The organism is Pseudooceanicola algae (genome assembly GCF_003590145.2).
In the GTDB taxonomy this organism is placed as follows: Bacteria; Pseudomonadota; Alphaproteobacteria; order Rhodobacterales; family Rhodobacteraceae; genus Pseudooceanicola; species Pseudooceanicola algae.
Window position 1 is genome coordinate 156,330 of sequence record NZ_CP060436.1, and the last position, 19,538, is coordinate 175,867.

General features: G+C 64.2%; 19 protein-coding genes. 12 read left to right on the top strand and 7 right to left on the bottom strand.

Features of this window, described 5'->3' with window-relative positions; all coding sequences use genetic code 11:
- Nucleotides 1-72: 72 nt before the first annotated feature.
- A complete protein-coding gene (locus tag PSAL_RS00735) occupies nucleotides 73-1,620 on the top strand; it encodes an MDR family MFS transporter (RefSeq protein WP_231388569.1) in 1,548 nt (515 codons plus the stop codon).
- Nucleotides 1,621-1,712: 92 nt separating this feature from the next.
- Here the strand turns inward: PSAL_RS00735 and PSAL_RS00740 are convergent, their stop codons facing one another.
- The 6 genes from PSAL_RS00740 to tldD all read right to left on the bottom strand — a co-directional run bounded on the left by PSAL_RS00740 (nucleotide 1,713) and on the right by tldD (nucleotide 9,610).
- Nucleotides 1,713-2,351, bottom strand: coding sequence for a CoA transferase subunit B (locus PSAL_RS00740; protein ID WP_119838620.1), 639 nt, complete (start codon nucleotides 2,349-2,351; stop codon nucleotides 1,713-1,715).
- Nucleotides 2,351-3,055, bottom strand: coding sequence for a CoA transferase subunit A (locus PSAL_RS00745; protein ID WP_119838621.1), 705 nt, complete (start codon nucleotides 3,053-3,055; stop codon nucleotides 2,351-2,353). Before PSAL_RS00745 ends, PSAL_RS00740 begins: the two co-directional genes overlap by 1 nt.
- A 101-nt stretch (nucleotides 3,056-3,156) precedes the next feature.
- Nucleotides 3,157-3,744: a L,D-transpeptidase gene (locus PSAL_RS00750; protein ID WP_119838622.1), complete on the bottom strand. Its 588-nt coding sequence runs from the start codon at nucleotides 3,742-3,744 to the stop codon at nucleotides 3,157-3,159.
- A gap of 191 nt (nucleotides 3,745-3,935) precedes the next feature.
- Nucleotides 3,936-6,644, bottom strand: coding sequence for a type I DNA topoisomerase (gene topA, locus PSAL_RS00755; protein ID WP_119838623.1), 2,709 nt, complete (start codon nucleotides 6,642-6,644; stop codon nucleotides 3,936-3,938).
- A 280-nt stretch (nucleotides 6,645-6,924) separates the two neighbouring features.
- The gene (gene dprA / locus PSAL_RS00760; protein WP_119838624.1) at nucleotides 6,925-8,064 is read right to left on the bottom strand and encodes a DNA-processing protein DprA; all 1,140 of its coding nucleotides are present in this window, start codon (nucleotides 8,062-8,064) and stop codon (nucleotides 6,925-6,927) included.
- 124 nt (nucleotides 8,065-8,188) lie between these two features.
- A complete protein-coding gene (gene tldD, locus PSAL_RS00765; RefSeq protein WP_119838625.1) occupies nucleotides 8,189-9,610 on the bottom strand; it encodes a metalloprotease TldD in 1,422 nt (473 codons plus the stop codon).
- A 190-nt stretch (nucleotides 9,611-9,800) separates the two neighbouring features.
- Between tldD and coxB the strand changes: the two genes are divergently transcribed.
- The 10 genes from coxB (at nucleotide 9,801) to PSAL_RS00815 (ending at nucleotide 18,323) form a co-directional block, all read left to right on the top strand.
- A complete protein-coding gene (coxB, locus tag PSAL_RS00770; protein WP_119838626.1) occupies nucleotides 9,801-10,634 on the top strand; it encodes a cytochrome c oxidase subunit II in 834 nt (277 codons plus the stop codon).
- A 104-nt stretch (nucleotides 10,635-10,738) separates the two neighbouring features.
- The gene (gene cyoE / locus PSAL_RS00775) at nucleotides 10,739-11,677 is read left to right on the top strand and encodes a heme o synthase (RefSeq protein ID WP_119838627.1); all 939 of its coding nucleotides are present in this window, start codon (nucleotides 10,739-10,741) and stop codon (nucleotides 11,675-11,677) included.
- A gap of 1 nt (nucleotide 11,678) precedes the next feature.
- A complete protein-coding gene (locus tag PSAL_RS00780; protein ID WP_119838628.1) occupies nucleotides 11,679-11,879 on the top strand; it encodes a cytochrome C oxidase assembly protein in 201 nt (66 codons plus the stop codon).
- On the top strand, nucleotides 11,879-12,472 hold the full coding sequence (locus tag PSAL_RS00785; protein ID WP_119838629.1) for a cytochrome c oxidase assembly protein: 594 nt from the start codon (nucleotides 11,879-11,881) through the stop codon (nucleotides 12,470-12,472). Before PSAL_RS00780 ends, PSAL_RS00785 begins: the two co-directional genes overlap by 1 nt.
- Nucleotides 12,473-12,497: 25 nt before the next feature.
- Nucleotides 12,498-13,298 (top strand): cytochrome c oxidase subunit 3, encoded by an 801-nt coding sequence (locus PSAL_RS00790; protein WP_119838630.1) that lies wholly within the window; start codon nucleotides 12,498-12,500, stop codon nucleotides 13,296-13,298.
- An 84-nt stretch (nucleotides 13,299-13,382) separates the two neighbouring features.
- Nucleotides 13,383-14,072, top strand: a complete 690-nt coding sequence (locus PSAL_RS00795; RefSeq protein ID WP_119838631.1) for an SURF1 family protein — start codon at nucleotides 13,383-13,385, stop codon at nucleotides 14,070-14,072.
- Entirely contained in the window at nucleotides 14,069-15,460 is a 1,392-nt protein-coding gene (thrC, locus tag PSAL_RS00800) for a threonine synthase (protein WP_119838632.1), read from the top strand. The genes PSAL_RS00795 and thrC overlap by 4 nt, the downstream gene beginning before the upstream one ends.
- Nucleotides 15,457-16,719, top strand: coding sequence for a M16 family metallopeptidase (locus tag PSAL_RS00805; RefSeq protein ID WP_119838633.1), 1,263 nt, complete (start codon nucleotides 15,457-15,459; stop codon nucleotides 16,717-16,719). Before thrC ends, PSAL_RS00805 begins: the two co-directional genes overlap by 4 nt.
- The gene (locus tag PSAL_RS00810; protein ID WP_119838634.1) at nucleotides 16,719-17,303 is read left to right on the top strand and encodes a GNAT family N-acetyltransferase; all 585 of its coding nucleotides are present in this window, start codon (nucleotides 16,719-16,721) and stop codon (nucleotides 17,301-17,303) included. The genes PSAL_RS00805 and PSAL_RS00810 overlap by 1 nt, the downstream gene beginning before the upstream one ends.
- 171 nt (nucleotides 17,304-17,474) lie before the next feature.
- Nucleotides 17,475-18,323: an MBL fold metallo-hydrolase gene (locus PSAL_RS00815; protein ID WP_119838635.1), complete on the top strand. Its 849-nt coding sequence runs from the start codon at nucleotides 17,475-17,477 to the stop codon at nucleotides 18,321-18,323.
- Nucleotides 18,324-18,348: 25 nt separating this feature from the next.
- On the opposite strand, the gene PSAL_RS00820 is transcribed toward PSAL_RS00815, so the two are convergent.
- Entirely contained in the window at nucleotides 18,349-18,834 is a 486-nt protein-coding gene (locus tag PSAL_RS00820; RefSeq protein ID WP_119838636.1) for a GNAT family N-acetyltransferase, read from the bottom strand.
- Nucleotides 18,835-18,907: 73 nt separating this feature from the next.
- Here PSAL_RS00820 and PSAL_RS00825 point away from each other — a divergent pair, with 73 nt between their 5' ends.
- Complete coding sequence (locus PSAL_RS00825) at nucleotides 18,908-19,513, top strand: flavin reductase family protein (RefSeq protein ID WP_119838637.1); 606 nt, start codon at nucleotides 18,908-18,910, stop codon at nucleotides 19,511-19,513.
- Nucleotides 19,514-19,538: the final 25 nt, after the last annotated feature.

Below are 19,538 nucleotides of genomic sequence, written 5' to 3' on the forward strand. Positions count from 1 at the left end.
ATTTATCAAGCCGCCGCCGGCGATTCCACGCCGTGTCGTGCCGCTTTGCCGGAATTCTGGAAGAAACGAACAATGAGCGATCATTCCCCGGCTGCGGCCGGCCCCGACGATACGGAAATCCAGGCCCTGCCAGAGCGCGGCCGGATGTACGTTGTCCTGTCCACCGTGGCGCTGACGCTGTTCCTGGCCTCGACCGGGCAATCCATCGTCTCGACCGCGCTGCCGGAAATTGTCAGCGATCTCGGCGGCTTGTCCTATATCACCTGGGTGGTGACGGCCTATCTGCTGGCCTCGACCGTGGGCGCGCCGATCGCGGGCAAGCTGGGCGACATGTACGGACGCAAGATCGTGCTGCAATGTGCCATCGGCATCTTCCTTGTCGGAGGCTGGGTCGCCGGGTCGGCCTGGAACATGCCGGTCCTGATTCTGGGCCGGTCGATCCAGGGCGCCGGGGGTGGGGCGCTGATCGTGGTTTCGCTGGCGGTTGTCGCGGACATGCTGCCGCCGCGCGAAAGGGCCAAGTGGCAGGGCGCCTTTTCCGCCGTCTTCGGCCTGTCGACGGTGCTTGGCCCGCTGGTCGGCGGACTTCTGGTGCAGACCGTGGGCTGGCACTGGATCTTCTTCGTCAACATTCCCTTCGGCATCGCGGCCTTTGTGGTGCTGACCCGGACGCTGGAAAGGCAGACGGTCCATGCGCCCCATACCCTCGACTTTGCCGGGGCGGGGTTGCTGATGGTCTTCCTCAGTTCGGTCGTGCTGATGGCCAATATCGGCGGCACGATGCTGCCCTGGATCTCGATTCCGGTCATCGCGCTGATCGGGCTGATCGCCCTGTCGCTTGCCGGTTTCCTGTTCGTGGAATCCCGCGCAGCAGAGCCGGTCATCCCGCTGCTTCTGTTCCGGGTGCGCAATTTTCAGGTGGCCAATGGCGTCAACCTGCTGGTCGGCATGGTGATGTTCGGGACGATTTCCTTCATCCCGATGTACCTGCAGGTGGTCAAGGGGATCGCGCCGGCGGACAGTGGCGTCTACCTGATTGCGATGATGGCCGGGCTGATGACGGCCAGCGTGTCCTCGGGGCGGATCATCACGGCCTTCGGACGCTACCGTTTCCTGCCGATGCTGGCCACGGCGATCCTGTGCGGGGCCATGTTCGCCCTGTCGCGGATGACGGTCGAGACCCCGCTTTGGCAGTTGGCGCTGAACCTTTATTTCATCGGGCTGGGGATCGGGCCGAACCTGGCGGTCGGCGTCGTGGCGATCCAAAGCTCGATCCCGCGCGAGCACATGGGCGTCGGCACGGCCTCGGCGAACATGTTCCGGCTGACCGGGGGCGCGGTGGGCACCTCGATCTTCGGGGCGATGTTCAACCACGGCATGCAGCTGCACGTGGCCCCGCTGCTGCCGCAGATCGAAAGCGTGCGCCAGATCACCACCACTTTCGTGGCCGAGCTTGAAACGGGTGTGAAGGCCGAGGTGATCGAAGCCTTTGCCCAGGCGATTTCCCCGATGTTCCTGTTCGGCGCGGTAATGGCCGGGCTGGCCTTTCTGGTTTCGACACGGCTTGTGGAGCAGCCCCTGGCGGGTCCCGCGCCTGCCCGGCAAGCGCCCGCAGAGTAACCATGCACCCGGAACGACAAAGGCGCCCCCTGGGGCGCCTTTTCGTGTTTCGCAGGTCCCGGGTTCGTCCGGGACGTCGGAGCTGGATCAGATCAGAGGATGGTGGCTTCCGTGGCAGCGCGCATTGCCTCTTCTGTCACGCCATCGGCCAGCTCGACGATCTTCAGACCGCCCTCGGCCACGTCCAGAACGCCGAGATTGGTGATGATCCGGTCCACCACACCGGCGCCCGTCAGCGGCAGGGTGCAGGCCTTCAGCAGCTTGGACTCTCCGGCCTTGTTCTGGTGATCCATGACCACGATCACGCGGCCGACGCCGGCCACCAGATCCATCGCGCCGCCCATGCCCTTTACCAATTTGCCCGGGATCATCCAGTTCGCAAGGTCGCCGTTTTCGGCCACTTCCATCGCGCCCAGGATCGCTGCGGCGATCTTGCCGCCCCGGATCATGCCGAAACTGGTGGCACTGTCGAAATAGGCCGTCTTGGGAAGCTCGGTGATCGTCTGCTTGCCGGCATTGATCAGGTCGGGATCCTCTTCGCCCTCATAGGGGAAGGGGCCCATGCCCAGCATGCCGTTTTCGGATTGCAGGGTGATGTCCTTGTCGCCGACGTAATTGGCCACCAGCGTCGGAATCCCGATGCCGAGGTTCACGTACATGCCGTCTTCAAGCTCTTCAGCCGCGCGGGCGGCCATCTGGTTGCGATCCCAACCGGTGTTTTCGCTGGACATCATGCTTCCTCCCGGCTGCGCGTGGTGACTTTCTCGATCCGCTTCTCGTGGTCGCCCTTGATGATGCGGTTCACGTAGATGCCGGGCAGGTGGATGTTGTCGGGGTCCAGTTCGCCGGGCTCGACGATCTCTTCGACCTCCATGACGCAGATCTTGCCGCACATGGCCGCCGGCGGGTTGAAGTTGCGGGCCGTCTTGCGGAAGATCGCATTGCCGGTGGTATCCGCTTTCCAAGCCTTCACGATGGACAGATCGGCAAAGATGCCGGTTTCCATGATGTAGGTTTCGCCGCTGAAATCCTTGTGTTCCTTGCCCTCGGCAATCTGGGTGCCGACGCCGGTCTTGGTGTAGAAACCGGGGATGCCGCAGCCTGCGGCGCGCATCCGTTCGGCCAGCGTGCCCTGGGGATTGAACTCGAGCTCAAGCTCGCCGCTCAGGTACTGACGCATGAATTCGGCGTTCTCGCCCACGTAGGACGAGATCATCTTTCTCACCTGACGCGTCTGCAGCAGCTTGCCGATGCCGAACTCATCGACCCCGGCATTGTTGGAAGCAAAGGTCAGATCCTTCGTGCCTGCGTCCTTGATTGCGTCGATCAGCAGTTCGGGAATGCCGCATAACCCAAACCCCCCTGCGGCGATGAACATGCCGTCGAACAAGAGCCCGTCAAGGGCCTCGGCGGCGGATCCATAGACTTTCTTCATTGCGTCCTCCAATCGCTTTCGGTCACTTTGTGATCGTTACAATCAGTGAAGTCAAACAATTGCGGTGCTGCGGCATTTCACGCCGCCCTGCAGCAATCGGGTCAGATGACCCGGACCTGGGTGCCGATCGGCGTGACCGAGAACAGCTCTGCAATGGCGAAGTTATACAGGCCGATGCAGCCGTCCGAACTGGGGCGGCCGATCTTGCGCGTGTCATGGGTGCCGTGGATCAGGTAGGCGGGCCAGCCAAGGTACATGGCGTGCGTGCCAAGCGGATTGTCCGGACCCGGCGGCATGTAATGCAGGTCGGGGTTGCGTTCCATCATCGAGGCGGTGGGGGTCCAGTCGGGCCCGACGCGCTTGCGCACCACGCTGGTATAGCCGCGCCGCGTCAATTCTTCGGAGGCCGGAACAGAGGTCGGATAGATGCGGTAATCGCCCTCCGCGTTCCAGTAATGCAGCGCCCGCGACGCGGTATCGGCGACGATGGCGGATTTGCCCAGACTGTCGAAATGATCCTGCCAGCTTTGCTGTGCGAATCCGGACGTATTGCGGCGTACATGCGGCGAGGCGGCACGTTCCGCATCCGTCGGGGCGGCGTCCTGCGCCAGCAGAAGGGTGGGGGAAACCACGGGCAGCAAAGCGGCGGAGGCCCCCGTCAGGATAAGTTTTCGGCGGCTGAGGGTCATGGGAGTCTCCGTTCGCTTGGTGGCCCGAGGGGGCGTCGATCAGCGCCAATCTGGCGGTTCCGGCCCGGAGAGCCAATTCACGTCCGGGTTACCGGCGCGCGGCGTCATAAATATGCGACCACGTGAATGTGAAAAAGGGGTCCCGAAGGACCCCTGTCTGTCAGGTTGTTCTTTTCCGCTGTCCGGCGCCGTCACTCGGTCGGGGTGTCGGGCGTGGCCGCAGTCTTTGTCGCAGCCTTCGTTGTCGTCTTGGCGGCAGGCTTCTTCGCGGCCGTGGTCTTCTTTGCCGTCGCAGCCTTTGCCGGGGCCTTCTTGGCCGCCGGTTTCTTTGCAGCGGGCTTCTTGGCGGCGGCTTTCTTGGGCGCGGCCTTCTTGGTGACCTTCTTGCCGGATTTCGCCGCGCGTTCCTCGATCAGCTGCACGGCTTCTTCCATGGTCAGCTTCTCGGGGTCGCTTTCCTTGGGCAGGGTCGCGTTGATCTTTTCCCACTTCACGTAAGGCCCGTATTTGCCTTCCATGATGGCGACCGGGCCGCCCGCGTTCGGGTGTTCGCCGATCTCGCGCAGGGTCTTGGCCGCGCCGCGCCCCTTTCGGGAGGCCAGCTTTTCGGCCAGCAACTGCACCGCGTGGTTCATGCCCACGGTCCAGACGTCCTCCAGCCCTTCGAGGTTGGCATTTGTGCCGCCCCGGTCGGATGTGCTTTCGGCGTGCTTCAGATACGGTCCGTAGCGCCCGATATTGGCCCAGACGTTCACGCCGTCCTCGGGGTGCGGGCCGATCAGACGGGGCAGGGCCAGCAGGCGCACGGCGTCTTCCAGGCCGAGGTCCTCGGGGTTCCATTCCTTCGGCACCGACTGGCGCGGCGGCTTCTTGTTCTCTTCGCTCAACTCGCCCCGTTGGCAATAGGGACCAAAGCGCCCCTTCATGACATAGATCTTGTCGCCCATGTCCTCGCCCAGAAGCTTGCCTTCGGGCGGGATCGCGCTGGCCTCGGCTTCGGGGTTGGGCGGGCCGAAGGGGCGGGTATAGCGGCACTCGGGGTAGTTCGAGCAACCGATGAAGGCGCCGCCCGAACGCGCGGTGCGCATCGACAGCTTGCCCTGGCCGCAGTTCGGGCACAGGCGCGGGTCGGTGCCGTCGGGCGTCGGCGGGAACAGGTGCGGCGAGAGGACCTCGTTGATCTTGTCGAGCACCTCGGTGATGCGCAGTTCGGAGGTATCGGCAATCGCGGCCGAGAAATCGCGCCAGAAGCGCCGCAGCACCTCCTTGTAGTCGCGGTCACCGGCCGAGACGTCGTCGAGTTCCTCTTCCAGGTCGGCGGTGAAATCGTACTCGATGTATTTCGCGAAGTAGTTCGACAGGAAGGCCGTCACCAGCCGCCCCTTGTCCTCGGGGATCAGGCGGTTCTTGTCCTTCAGCACATAGCCACGGTCCTGGATCGTGGTCACGATCGAGGCATAGGTCGAGGGCCGGCCGATGCCGAGCTCTTCCATCCGCTTGACCAGCGTCGCCTCGGTGTAGCGGGGCGGGGGCTGGGTAAAGTGCTGATCCGGCGTGATCTTGCGCTTTTCGGCCGGCTCGCCCTGCTTGATCATCGGCAGGCGCTTGTCGTCGTCATCCACGACGGCGTCATCGCGGCCCTCTTCGTAGATCCGCATGAAGCCGTCGAACAGCATGACCTGCCCCGTGGCGCGCAGTTCGACCTGGCCGTCGGCGCTTGCGACATCGACGGTGGTGCGTTCAAGCCGCGCGGCCTCCATCTGGCAGGCCAGCGTGCGCTTCCAGATCAGGTCGTAAAGCTTGCGCTGGTCGTTGTCGGAAATGTGCAGCGCCGCCGCGTCCTTCGTCATGTCGGTCGGGCGGATGCATTCGTGCGCTTCCTGCGCGTTCTTGGCCTTGTTCTTGTAGACCCGCGGGCTGCCCGGCACGTAATCGGCGCCGTAGCGGTCCTTGATCGCCTCGCGCGCGGCCGTCACCGCTTCGGGCGCCATGTCGATGCCGTCGGTCCGCATGTAGGTGATGTGCCCGGCCTCGTACAGCCGCTGCGCCGTGCTCATCGTCTGACGTGCACCCATCGAGAACTTGCGGCTGGCTTCCTGCTGCAGGGTCGAGGTCATGAAGGGCGGCGAGGGGTTGCGCGCGCCGGGCTTGGCCTCGACCGATTTGACGCTCAGGTCGCGGCTGGTCACGGCCTGCACTGCGACACTGGCCGAGGTTTCGTTACCGATGTCGTAGCGGTCTAGCTTCTTGCCGCCCAGAACCGTCAGGCGGGCTTCGTATTCATTGCCGCCGGGCGTGCCGAGCAGCGCCTTCACGGTCCAGTATTCGCGCGGCTTGAAGGCCTCGACCTCCATCTCGCGCTCGACGATCAGGCGTAGGCAGACCGATTGCACCCGGCCGGCGGATTTCGCGCCGGGCAGCTTGCGCCACAGGACCGGGGACAGGTTGAAGCCGACAAGGTAGTCCAGCGCGCGGCGGGCAAGGTAAGCCTCCACCAGCGGGGCGTCGACCTCGCGGGGGTTCTTCATCGCCTCGGTGACGGCGGTCTTGGTGATCGCGTTGAAGACCACGCGGCTGACCGGCGTATCCTTGTTGATCGCCTTTCGCTTGCGCAGGGCCTCTTCGAGGTGCCAGGAAATCGCCTCGCCTTCGCGATCGGGGTCGGTTGCGAGGATCAGCGCATTGTCGTCCTTCAGCGCGTCGGCGATGGCCTTGACGTGCTTCTTGCTGTCCGAAGCGATCTCCCACAGCATTTCGAAATCGTTGTCGGTATCGACCGAACCGTTCTTGGGCGGCAGGTCCCGGACGTGCCCGTAAGAGGCCAGGACCGTGTAATCAGAGCCCAGGTATTTGTTGATCGTCTTCGCCTTGGCAGGGGATTCAACAACGACGACGGGCATCAGGATTCCTTTCGCATGGCGGCGCGACTCGGGGATTGCGCCTTGGCGGCGGAACATGTGTGGTCAGCGGCCCGGTTGTCAATGGAGCCATTTTGCTGCGGGTGCAAGGCCGCTTTGCTGGGGTTTTCCACTGCGACGGGCGGATCGGCGCCGGCAGGACAGTGAGACAATCCCTGCGATTGCTTGGGCAGGAGCGGTGGAAAGACGCCTGCGCCGGGCGCGAAACCGAAGCGCGGGGGCTTTTGCGAATCGGCTTGGCGTACAGCAGATGGGCAGCCCTTCAGCGGACAAGCGCGATCATCCCGCCGGGACACCGTTCTATGCGGCCCTGAAGCTCCAGATCCGTCAAAAGGGGGGCCACATCGCGCGCTGCGGCCGAGACATCCCGGATCAGGGTGTCCTCGGCCAGGGGCGCCGCGCCCAGCCGGTCGAGGATTGCCGCGCGCAGCGGGGCGCTGTCGGGTTTGCGCGGCGTATCGGTTGGGCCTTGGCGAACAGGTGCGCGCAGGGTTTCGGGGGCAGCGGTGGGGCCAAGCGCCTCGATCACGTCGCGGGCGTTCCGCACCAGGGTTGCGCCGTCGCGGATCAGCATGTTGCAGCCTGCCGCGCGGGGGTCGAAGGGATGGCCGGGTACGGCCAGCACGTCGCGGCCCTGGTCAAGCGCGGTGCGCGCGGTGATCAGGGAACCGGAGCGCGCGGCGGCTTCGACAACGACCACGGCGCGGGCCAGCCCGGCGACCAGGCGATTACGGGTCGGGAAATGCCGCGCCATGGGCTTCATGCCGATAGGTTGTTCGGAAACACGCAGGCCCGACCGAACGATGCGCGAGGCGAGGTCGGCGTTTTCCTGCGGGTATATCGTATCGACGCCCCCCGCCTGCACGGCCACGGTGCCGGATTTCAGGCTGGCTTCGTGGGCTTCGGCATCGACCCCCCGGGCAAGGCCCGAAACCACGACGAATCCTTCTTCGGACAGTTCAGCGGCCAGGCTGCGCGCCATGCGCAGCCCCAACGACGACGCCGACCGCGCACCGACCACGCCGACCATCGGGCGCGACAGCATTTCCGGGCGTCCCAGCACCCAAAGAAGGGGGGGCGGATCGGCAAGGTCCAGCAATTGCACCGGATAGCCCGGCCCGCCGAGGAACAGCAATTGCGCCCCGTTGCGATGGCCCCGGTTCAACTCCTGTTCGGCAGTGGCAAGGGAGCAGGGGGCATAGCTTTCCACCCCGGCGTCGCGGGCAATGCCGGGCAGCGCGTCAAGCGCGGCTTCGGCGCTGCCGTGCTCTGTCAGGAGCCGGTAGAAGGTCGCGATACCGATGCGGTGAGAGCGCAAGAGACGAAGCCATGCCAGCCGAGCATCTTCCGTGGTGGGTGGGAGTGGGGGGTGAGTGGAAGGATGTGTATCCACGACCGTCATGACTCCGTCTGCTTGCAGTACCGTCTTACGATCGTGGTGGTTAATTTACGGTAAATGCCAGAAGGCCCGGAAGGCTACGGCCTGTGCGGCGGTCTGACGCAGGGTCGGCCCGCCGCGTGTTCTGTCAGGACGCAGAGCCCCCGACGGTCAGTCCGCCGATCAGGACGGTCGGCTGGCCGACGCCCACGGGAACCCATTGCCCGGCCTTGCCGCAATTGCCCATGCCGGGGTCCAGCGCCATGTCGTTGCCAAGGGCGCGGATCTTCTTCATCGCCTGGGGGCCGTCACCGATCAGCGTGGCGCCCTTGACGGGGGCGACACGCTTGCCGCCCTTGATCAGGTAGGCCTCGGTGCAGGAAAAGACGAACTTGCCGCTGGTGATGTCGACCTGGCCGCCGCCGAAGCCGACCGCATGGATGCCGTCCTTCATGTCCGCGACGATATCATCGGGATTGGCCTCGCCGCCCAGCATGTAGGTGTTGGTCATGCGCGGCATCGGCGCATGGGCATAGCTTTCGCGGCGCCCGTTGCCGGTCGGCTCGACGCCCATCAGGCGCGCGTTCTGGCGGTCCTGCATGTAGCCGACAAGGATGCCGTCCTCTATCAGCACGTTCTTTCCGCTCGGCGTGCCCTCGTCATCCACGGTGATCGACCCGCGCCGGTCGGGAATCGTGCCGTCGTCCAGCACCGTGACACCGCGCGCGGCGACCTGCTGACCGATCAGCCCGGAAAAGGCCGAGGCGCCCTTGCGGTTGAAGTCTCCTTCCAGACCGTGGCCGACGGCTTCGTGCAGCATGACGCCGGGCCAGCCCGGACCCAGCACCACGTCCATGATGCCGGCAGGGGCGGGAATCGCCTCGAGGTTCACAAGGGCCACGCGCAGCGCCTCGCGCGCCTTCGCCTGCCAATCGGCCGCCAGCAGCAGCCCGTCGAGCGCAATCCGCCCGCCGCCGCCCGCCGTGCCCGTCTGGCGCTGCCCGTCCTGTTCCACGATGACCGAGACATTGACCCGCGTCATCGGGCGCACATCGCGCAGGATGCCGCCTTCGGGGCGGAGAATCTCGATCTCCTGGCAGGAGGCGGCGATGGTGGCCGAAACCTGCACCACACGGGGATCGAGATCGCGGCAATAGGCATCGATCTCGCGCAGGGTATCGACCTTGACCGGGAAGGAGTGGCCGGCGATCGGATCGAGGTCCGCATAAAGATGTCGGTTGGTGGCGCGCGGGGCAGGGGCCATCGCGCCGCCGCCATCGCCCACGGCCAGCCGGGCGGTGGCCACGGCCCGCTTCAGCGCAGATTCGGAGATTTCGGTGGCATGGGCATATCCGGCCACCTCCCCACGCACGGCCCGCAGGCCGAATCCCTCGGCGGCGTCATAAGAGGCGGTCCTGACGCGCCCATCGTCGAAATGCAGCATTTCGGAGCGCCGGCGTTCAAGAAACAGCTCTCCGTCGTCGGCGCCGGCGGTCGCCTCGTGCAACAGGCGCAGCGCGGCACCTTCGTCGAGCATGGTCTCGAAGGGGCGGAAGGGGGTATCGGGCATGAAAAGCGGCCTTTCTGGTCATGGCGGACAGGGCAGGATACGAAAATTCTTGATCTAAATCAAAAAAGCGTCCGTTTGCCGCAAGACCGATTATTGTTCTAAGGGCTAGAATATGGTTTTAAACGTCGACAGACAACGGGAGCGATCCCGGCTGACCATAGCGACACGCAGCAATTGATCAGGGTGACCGATGCGACTCTTGAAATCTTTCCTGGCCTTTCTGGCCGCAGTCACGGCCCTTCCCGCTTTCGCGCAAGAGCTGGAGACCATCGGCAAGCCCCATCGTGGCGGCATCGGCTTCCAGCCTGCCGCGACAGAGCTGGCCCGCGACCTGCACTGGCTTGACGGCATGCTGTTGGTGATCATCACGGTTATCGTGGTTTTCGTCACCGGCCTGCTGATCTACTGCATCGTGCGGTACAACCGCCGTGCAAATCCGAAGCCTTCGACCTTTACCCACAACTCGCCGCTTGAAATTGCATGGACGATCGTGCCGATCGTGATCCTGCTCTTCGTGCTGGCCTTCTCGCTGCCGACCCTGTTCAAGCAACAGGAAATCCCGGATGGCGATATCCATATCAAGGTGACCGGCAACCAGTGGTACTGGAGCTATGAATACACCGACGACGAGATCGTCTACGACGGCTTCATGCTGCCGAAAGAGGATCTGGCGTCGCATGGCTACGCCGAGGACGAATACCTGCTGGCCACAGATACGGCCGTCATCGTCCCGGTCGGCAAGGTCGTCGTGATGACCGTCACCGGGTCCGACGTGATCCATTCCTGGACGATCCCGGCCTTCGGTGTGAAACAGGATGCCGTGCCTGGCCGCCTCGCGCAGCTGTGGTTTGCCGCCGAACAGGAAGGCATCTATTTCGGCCAGTGTTCCGAGCTTTGCGGCAAGGACCACGCCTATATGCCGATCACCGTCAAGGTTGTGGACGAGGCGACCTACGACGCCTGGAAAGCCGCCAGCCAGGATGCGGGGCAATTCGTTCCCCTGACCGATCTGACGACAAGCTGATCCGGGCGACCCGCGCCTGTCCCTGCCGGGGCAGGCACACGGAGAGGGCCCCGGTTCAGGGACCGGTTCTCCGAAAAAGTCCGGCTATCTGAAAGAAAGACCCCATGAGCGACGCGAGCATCACCCCACAGGCAGCGACAGGCGAGGCGGAATTCGGCGATTACATCGCCCTGCTGAAGCCGCGTGTCATGTCCCTGGTCGTGTTCACCGCGTTTGTTGGGCTGGTCGCGGCGCCTGTTCCCGTGCACCCGGTCATCGCCTTTTGCGCCGTGCTGTTCATCGCCATCGGCGGCGGCGCCTCCGGGGCGCTGAACATGTGGTATGACGCGGATATCGACGCGGTGATGAAGCGCACTGCCCGCCGCCCGATCCCTTCGGGGCGGGTCGGCGCGCAAGAGGCGCTTGGCCTCGGGCTGGCGCTGGCGGGCTTTTCCTGCGTCATGCTGGCGCTGGCGGCGAATGTCTTTTCGGGGCTGTTCCTGGCCTTCACGATCTTCTTCTACGCAGTGGTTTATACCATCTGGCTGAAACGCTGGACGCCGCAGAACATCGTCATCGGCGGGGCGGCAGGGGCCTTTCCTCCGATGATCGGCTGGGCCGTGGCGACGGGCGGGGTCAGCATCGAATCGGTGCTGATGTTCCTGCTGGTCTTCATGTGGACCCCGCCGCATTTCTGGGCCCTCGCCCTGTTCATGAAAAGCGACTACGAAACTGCCGGCGTGCCGATGCTGACCGTGACACATGGCCGCCCGGCCACGCGGCGCCATATCGTCGCCTATACGCTGCTGCTGGCGCCGCTTGCGATCGGCACTGGCTTCACCTCGATCGGCGGGCCGCTTTACATGGCGGTGGCTGTCGTGCTGAACGTCCTGTTCCTGGCCGGAGCCCTGCGCATCTGGCGGCGGGATGAGACCCAGGCGGCGGCAGATGGCTACAAGGTCGAAAGAAGCTTCTTCCGCCTGTCACTGATCTACCTTTTCGCCCATTTCGCCGCGATTCTGGGCGAAGCGGTGCTGGGCCATTACGGCATGGGGGGCTGGTAAGATGCCGCTGGCTCATGAACATGAAATCCACCGCCGCCGCTTTTCCCGCAATGCCGGGCTCGGCGTGGTGCTGGGCGCCTTTGTGGTGCTGATCTTCGTGCTGACCTTCGTGAAGGTCACACAGCAAAGCATGGTCTTCCCCGATCAGCCGACCACTTCGGGCACGCCTTCCGCCCCCTTTGAAGTACAGGAAGGGCAGTGATGGACCGCAATATCAAGACCCTCTGGCAGACCGTCGGCGTCGTTGTCGTCATGGGCTCCCTCGCCTGGGCGGCGGTGCCGGCCTACAACTTTTTCTGCAAGGTCACCGGCTTTGGCGGCATCACGCAAGAGGCCGACGCCGGATCGGACATCGTGCTGGATCAGACGATCAAGGTCCGCTTCGATGGCTCGCTTGACCGCAACATGCCCTGGTCATTCCGCCCCGTGCAGCGCGAAATGGAAGTGCGCATCGGCGAAACCGCCCTTGCCTTCTACGAGGCGCATAATCCCACGGATCGTGTCGTCGCGGGCACAGCGGCCTACAACGTCACGCCCTACGAAGCGGGTGGGTTTTTCACCAAGATCGACTGTTTCTGCTTTACCGAACAGGTATTGCGGCCCGGCGAGACTGTGCAGATGCCCGTGACCTTCTACGTCGATCCCGAAATCGTCGCGGATCGCGATGCAAAGCATGTCCACACGATCACCCTGGGCTATACCTTTTACGAAACCGAACTGCCCGAAGGCTATGTCGTTCCCGAGGAACAGGCAGAGCTTCGGGTCCCGACCCCAACTGCAACCGATTTGAACTGACCCGGCCGCGGCGAGGAAGAACGATATGGCGCACGAAAAGAACCACGATTACCACATTCTCCCACCGTCGATCTATCCGTTCCTGGGGTCGGTCGGCACTTTCATCATGCTCTTCGGTGCGGTCGTCTGGATGAAGATCGCCGGGCCGTGGATGTTCCTCGTCGGCCTGGTCATCGTGCTCTACACGATGTTCGGCTGGTGGAGCGATACCGTCGCGGAAAACAAGGCCGGGGATCACACTCCGGTCGTCCGCATCGGCCTGCGCTACGGCTTTATCCTGTTCATCATGTCCGAGGTGATGTTCTTCGCGGCCTGGTTCTGGAGCTTCTTCAAAAGCGCAATTTACCCGCTTGGCCCGGAATATCCGGCCGTGGACGGTGTCTGGCCGCCCGCCGGGATCGAGACCTTCGACCCCTGGCACCTGCCGCTGATCAACACGCTGATCCTGCTGTGCTCGGGCGCGGCGGCGACCTGGGCGCACCATGCGCTGGTGCATGAAAACAACCGCAAGGACGTGAAGACCGGCCTGACCATCGCCATCGCCCTGGGGCTGATCTTCACCGCCTTCCAGGCCTATGAATACAGCCATGCGGCCTTCGGGTTCGGCGGCAACATCTACGGCGCCAACTTCTTCATGGCGACGGGCTTCCACGGGGCGCATGTGATCATCGGGACGATCTTCCTGTTCATCTGCCTGATGCGCTTCCACTCGGGTCATTTCACCCCCGAGAACCACGTCGGTTTCGAAGCGGCAGCCTGGTACTGGCACTTCGTCGATGTGGTCTGGCTGTTCCTGTTCGCCGCGGTCTATATCTGGGGCGGCTAAACCGACCTGGCCTTCAGGGACCAGACAGGGAATTTCGGAAAAGGCGCGGGGTTCCGCGCCTTTTCCTGCGAACAGGGGGGCGTGATGCGGGGAAAACTGATCGGATCGGTGGTGCTGGGGGCGGCCGGGCTGGCGCTGCTGGTGTCGCTTGGCAACTGGCAGGTGCGGCGGCTGGACTGGAAGCTGGGGGTGATCGACCGGATCGAGACACGGATGGCGGCCGCCCCCGTTGCCCTGCCCGTTTCGCCCGACCCGGAGGCGGATGCCTACCGCGCCGTCGAGGTGGCGGGCCGGTTCACTGGCCGCACCCTGCGTGTGCAATCCGCGATGGAGGGCTTCGGCGCCGGGTACCACCTGATCCAGGCGCTTGAAACGCCAGCGGACGGCAGCCTGTTGATCGACCGGGGGTTCGTCCCCCAGGGCCAGCCTCTGCCCCCCGCGCCGACGGGCGCGGTGACGATCACCGGCAATCTCCTGTGGCCTGACGAGCAGGATGGTTTCACCCCCGACCCCGACCGGCAGGCGGGGCTGTTCTATGCCCGCGATGTGCCCTCCATGGCCGGTCTGCTTGGCACGCGGGCGTTGATGGTGGTACGCCGCGACGGTCCGGCGGGGGGCGGGGCCCTTGTCGTGGCCCCCGTCGGCACCGCGGGAATCCGCAATGATCACAGGGGATATGCGATCACCTGGTACTCACTGGCCGCCGTATGGCTGGTCATGTCGGGCTTTCTGATTTATCGCATGGCCAAACAGTCGAAAGGCAAAGCAGCGTGAAATATATCTCGACACGGGGGAAAGCACCCGAGTTGACCTTCGAAGAGGCCATGCTGACCGGGCTTGCCCGTGACGGCGGGCTCTACGTCCCTGAAGAGATCCCGAGCTTTTCCAGCGAAGAGATCGCCGCCCTTGGCGGGATCTCCTACGAAGAAGCTGCCTTCCGCATCATGTGGCCCTTCCTCGGCAATGCCTTCGGGGCGGATGAATTCCGCGCCTGCATCGCGCGCGCCTATGCGGGCTTCGGTCATGCCGCCCGGGCGCCGCTGGTCCAGCTTGAGCCGAACCATTTCCTGGCAGAGCTGTTCCACGGTCCGACCCTGGCTTTCAAGGATTTCGCCATGCAGCTGATCGGTCAGCTGTTCCAGGCCGCGCTGAAGAAATCGGGGCGTCGCGTGACCATCGTCGGCGCGACCTCGGGCGATACCGGCAGCGCGGCGATCGAGGCCTTCCGCGGGCTCGACAATGTCGATGTCTTCATCCTGTTCCCGCATGGCCGCGTTTCCGAAGTGCAGCGCCGCCAGATGACCACCCCGGCGGATGCCAATGTCCATGCTCTTGCGGTCGATGGCGATTTCGACACCTGTCAGGCGCTGGTCAAGGACATGTTCAATGATTTCGCCTTCCGCGATGAGGTTGGCCTGGCCGGTGTGAATTCGATCAACTGGGCGCGGGTGCTGGCGCAGGTGGTCTATTATTTCACCTCTGCCGTCAGCCTTGGCGCGCCGGATCGCAAGGTCAGCTTCACGGTGCCCACGGGCAATTTCGGCGATATCTTTGCCGGTTACATCGCCCGTCGCGCCGGTCTGCCGATCGACAAGCTGATCGTGGCGACCAACCAGAACGACATCCTGCACCGTTGCCTGACCACCGGCGAATACCGTCCCGACGGCGTTTCGCCCTCGATCTCTCCGTCGATGGATATCCAGGTCAGCTCGAACTTCGAACGCGCGCTTTTCGACGCCCTTGGCCGCGACGGCGCCGCCGTTGGCCAGTTGATGGACGAACTGAAGGCCGGTGGCTTTACCGTGCCGCAGGGCGCGCTTGGCCATTTGCAGGACCTCTTCGCCTCCGGGCGCTGCTCCGAGGACGAGACCCGCGAGACGATCCGCGACATGCGCGCCCAGACCGGCGAATTGCTGTGCCCGCATTCGGCGGTTGCGGTGAAGGTGGCGCGCGAAATGCGCGACCCGCATGTGCCGATGGTGACGCTGGCCACCGCCCACCCGGCCAAGTTCCCCGATGCGGTCGAAGCGGCCTCGGGGCTGCGACCGGGCCTGCCGCCACGTATGGCGGACCTGTTCGAACGTCCCGAACGTTTGACCCGTACCAGCAACGATCTGGCCGAAATTCAGGCGTTGATCCGCGATAAAAGGGCAGAAGCATGAGCGTAGAACTAAGCACCCTCCCGAACGGATTCCGCATCGTTTCGGAACATATGCCGGGCCTGCAATCGGCCTCCATCGGGATCTGGATCGCCGCCGGTGGCCGCCATGAACGCCCTGAACAGAATGGCATCGCCCATTTCCTTGAACATATGGCGTTCAAGGGCACGCGGACCCGCAGCGCGTTGCAGATCGCCGAAGTGATCGAGGACGTGGGCGGCTATATCAACGCCTATACCTCGCGCGAGGTGACCGCCTACTACGCCCGTGTCCTGCAGAACGATGTGCCGCTGGCTCTGGAAGTCATCGCAGATATCCTTCGTGATTCCGTCTTTGATCCGCACGAGATCGAGGTCGAGCGCGGCGTGATCCTGTCCGAGATCGGGCAGGCGCTTGATACCCCTGACGACGTGATCTTCGACTGGCTTCAGGAACGCGCCTATCCCGAACAGCCCCTGGGCCGCACCATCCTCGGCCCCGAAGAGCGCGTGCGCGCCTTCACCCGCGAGGACCTGTCGGGCTTCGTGCGCGAACATTACGGACCGGGGCAGATGATCTTGTCCGCTGCCGGGGCCGTCGATCACGCGCAGATCGTGCAGATGGCCGAAAAGCTGTTCGGCGACATGGCCGCCCACGGCCAGCCCGACCTTGTGCCTGCCCGTTTCGTCGGTGGCGAGATCCGGCACGAGAAGAAGCTGGAACAGGCCCATGTGACCATCGGCTTCGAAAGCCCCGATTACCGCCACAAGGATGCCTATGCGGCGCAGATCTATTCCGCCGCGCTTGGCGGGGGCATGTCGTCGCGGCTGTTTCAGGAGATCCGCGAAAAGCGCGGCCTCTGCTACACGATCTTTGCCCAGGCCGGCGCCTATACCGACAGCGGCATGACCACGATCTACGCCGGCACTACCGGCAAGCAGATCGGAGAACTGTGCGAACTGGTGCTGGACGAGATGAAGCGGGCAGCCGACGGTATTTCCGAAGCCGAGGTCAACCGGGCCCGCGCCCAGATGAAGGCCGGCATGCTGATGGGGCTCGAAGGGGCCTCCTCCCGCGCCGAACGCCTGGCCCGGATGATCGAGATCTGGGGCCGGGTCCCCGACCTTGACGAAATCGTCCAGCGGATCGATTCCGTGACGCCCGAGGAAATCCGCGCCCATGCGGAACACATGGCGACCCGCGCCCCGATGGCGCTGGCGCTATACGGGCCGGTAGCCAATGCGCCCGATTTCGCGGGTCTGTCGGCCCACCGCGCCGCCTGATGCTGCGGAACCGCCGGAAGGTCCGGATAGAGACGGAGCGCATGGTGCTCCGTCCGCCGATCCATGCCGACTACCGCGACTGGACGACCCTGCGCCATTCGAGCATGGATTTCCTGACCCCCTGGGAACCGGCCTGGTCCGAAGATCACCTGTCGCGCCGCAGTTTCACCAACCGGGTCTATTGGGCGCAACGCTCGGTCACCGGGGGCACCGCGGTGCCACTGTTCCTGCTGAACCGCGCGGACGACAGGCTTCTGGGCGCGATCACCCTCGACAATATCCGCCGGGGGCCGAGCCTGTCGGGCACGCTCGGCTATTGGATCGGGGAACGATACGCCCGCCAGGGCTATATGCGCGAAGCGATCTCGGCTGTTGTGCACCACGCCTTTCATCGCCTTGACCTGAGCCGGATCGAAGCAGCCTGCCTGCCGGAAAACACGCCTTCGCGGCGCCTGCTGGAAAGCTGCGGGTTCAAGTACGAGGGCGTCGCGCAAAGCTATCTTCAGATCGACGGCCGCTGGCGCACCCATGTGCTCTACGCCGCGCTGCGCATCGACAGACGCGGACGCACCGACGCGGGCTAAGCCGCCGTTGCCCGGTCCGCTCTGCGCATGGCGCCAATCTGAATTGGCCAAAATGCGGGCAAAGGGTGGTGTTTTTCGCCCCTTATCCCCCGGTAACGCCAGAGTTACCCAAAGGCGGCGACACTTTCGCTAGGATCTTACTGAAAGGTTCCCCTGCGGAAGGATCAGCCCATGTCCCGTTGCTCTGCCTTTGCGGCTTTCACCACTTTGCCGGCCCTGGCCGCGCTTTTCCTGCCCGATCCAGCCCCGGCGCAGGGCCGTGTCAGCCATTGTATCGCCATCGCCGATGCCGCGCCGGGGATCACCCATCTGCACAAGGCCAGCTTTCGTGATCCGGTGCCGGATTTCTCGGTCCGCATCCAGTACCTGACCCACTCCGCCTACCTCATTCAAAGCGCCGGGGGGGTGTCGGCAGTGACCGATTTTCCAGGCTTCATCGGCACGGCTGATTTCATTCCCGATGTGGTGACGATGAACCATGCGCATTCCTCGCATTTCACAGCCCATCCCGATCCGCTGATCCCCCATGTGCTGCCCGGCTGGTCCGAGGATTTCGGCATCGCGGTCGATCACCACGTCGAGGTCGGGGATATGCTGGTGCGCAATGTCTCGACCGACATTCGCTCGGGTCAGGACGGGATCGAGGAAGACGGCAATTCGATCTTCATCTTCGAGGTCGAGGGCCTCTGCATCGGCCATCTCGGCCACCTGCATCACGAACCGAACGAGGCGCAATATGCCGCGATCGGGCGGCTCGACGTGGTGATGGTTCCGGTGGATGGCGGCATGACCCTGAACACCGAAACGATGGTGCGGGTGGTGGAGCGGATGAAAAGCTCGGTCGTCCTGCCGATGCACTGGTTTTCCGGCACCAGCCTGACCTGGTTTCTGAATGAGGTTTCCGGCACTTTCGACATCGACGTGCGTGAGGAAAGTGCGATGACCCTGTCGCTGCGCGATCTGCCAAGGCGCCCGACCATCGTCGTGCTGCGCCCCGAAACCCTCAGAGATCCGGATTGAATGTCAGGAAGGTGGAGCAGGGGCTTCAGGCCGCCCGCGTGACCTCGCCCGTGACGCCTTGCCAGGCGCCGTCTATCAGTTCCAGCCCCAGAACCCGATCCGGGTTGGTTGGCGGGGGCATTGCGATCCCTTCCAGCCGGGAAAATCCGAAACGGGCGTAATAGGGCGCGTCCCCGACCAGCAGCACGCGCTGCCAGCCACGTTCCCCGGCGGCGGTCAGCGAGGCATGGATCAACATGCCACCCAGACCTTCGCCCTGGTGCACCGGGTGCACGGCTACCGGCCCCAGCAGCAGCGCCTGCGCCGTGCCGATCCGCACCGGCCAGTAGCGGATTGCCCCGGCCACGATCCCCTGGATGTCGCGCGCGACCATGCTCAGCCCCTCGACCGGGGGCACGTCATCGCGCAGGCGGTAGGAACTGAGCGCGGTGCGTCCCGGTGCGAAACAGAGATCGTAGAGGCCCTCGACCTCCCACCAGTCGTCCATCCGTTCGGGTGTCAGTGTAAACATGCGCGGCTCTTGCCTTTGTGGTGGAAAGGCCCCTAGCACGGGACAGGATCAGCTACAAACGGATCGAGAAACGATGTTCTACACCACCGCCGAAGGCCACCCCCTGCCGCATGACCCCTTCAAGGCGATCGTATCCCCACGTCCCATCGGCTGGATTTCCACCCGGGGTGCGGCGGGCGACAACCTGGCGCCCTATTCCTTCTTCAACGCGGTGGCCGACGCCCCGCCGCAAGTGGTCTTTTCCTCAACTGCGCAGAAGGCCGACCGCAGCTTTGGCAAGGACAGCGTCGCGCAGATCGGCGAAACCGGGGTCTTCTGCGTCAATATCGTCAGCTATGTCCTGCGCGATGCAATGAATACCTCATCGGCCCCGCTACCCGCAGGTACGGACGAATTCATCGCCGCCGGTCTGGAAAAGGCCGAATGCAACACCATCGATTGCCCGCGCGTGGCGGCCGCGCCCGCGGCGCTGGAATGCCGGATGCTGGCGATGCAGCATTTGAAAGGGGACAACAATATCCTGGTGATCGGAGAGGTGACCGCCGTGCACATCCAGGACGCCCTACTGCGCGACGGCATGCTGGACGTTACCGGCTATCAACCGCTGTCCCGCCTCGGCTACCGCGATTACGCAGCCGTGGAAACTGTCTTCCCTCTGAGCCGACCGGGCCGGAATTAAAGGCCGCGCCTCCGCCTCGTCATCT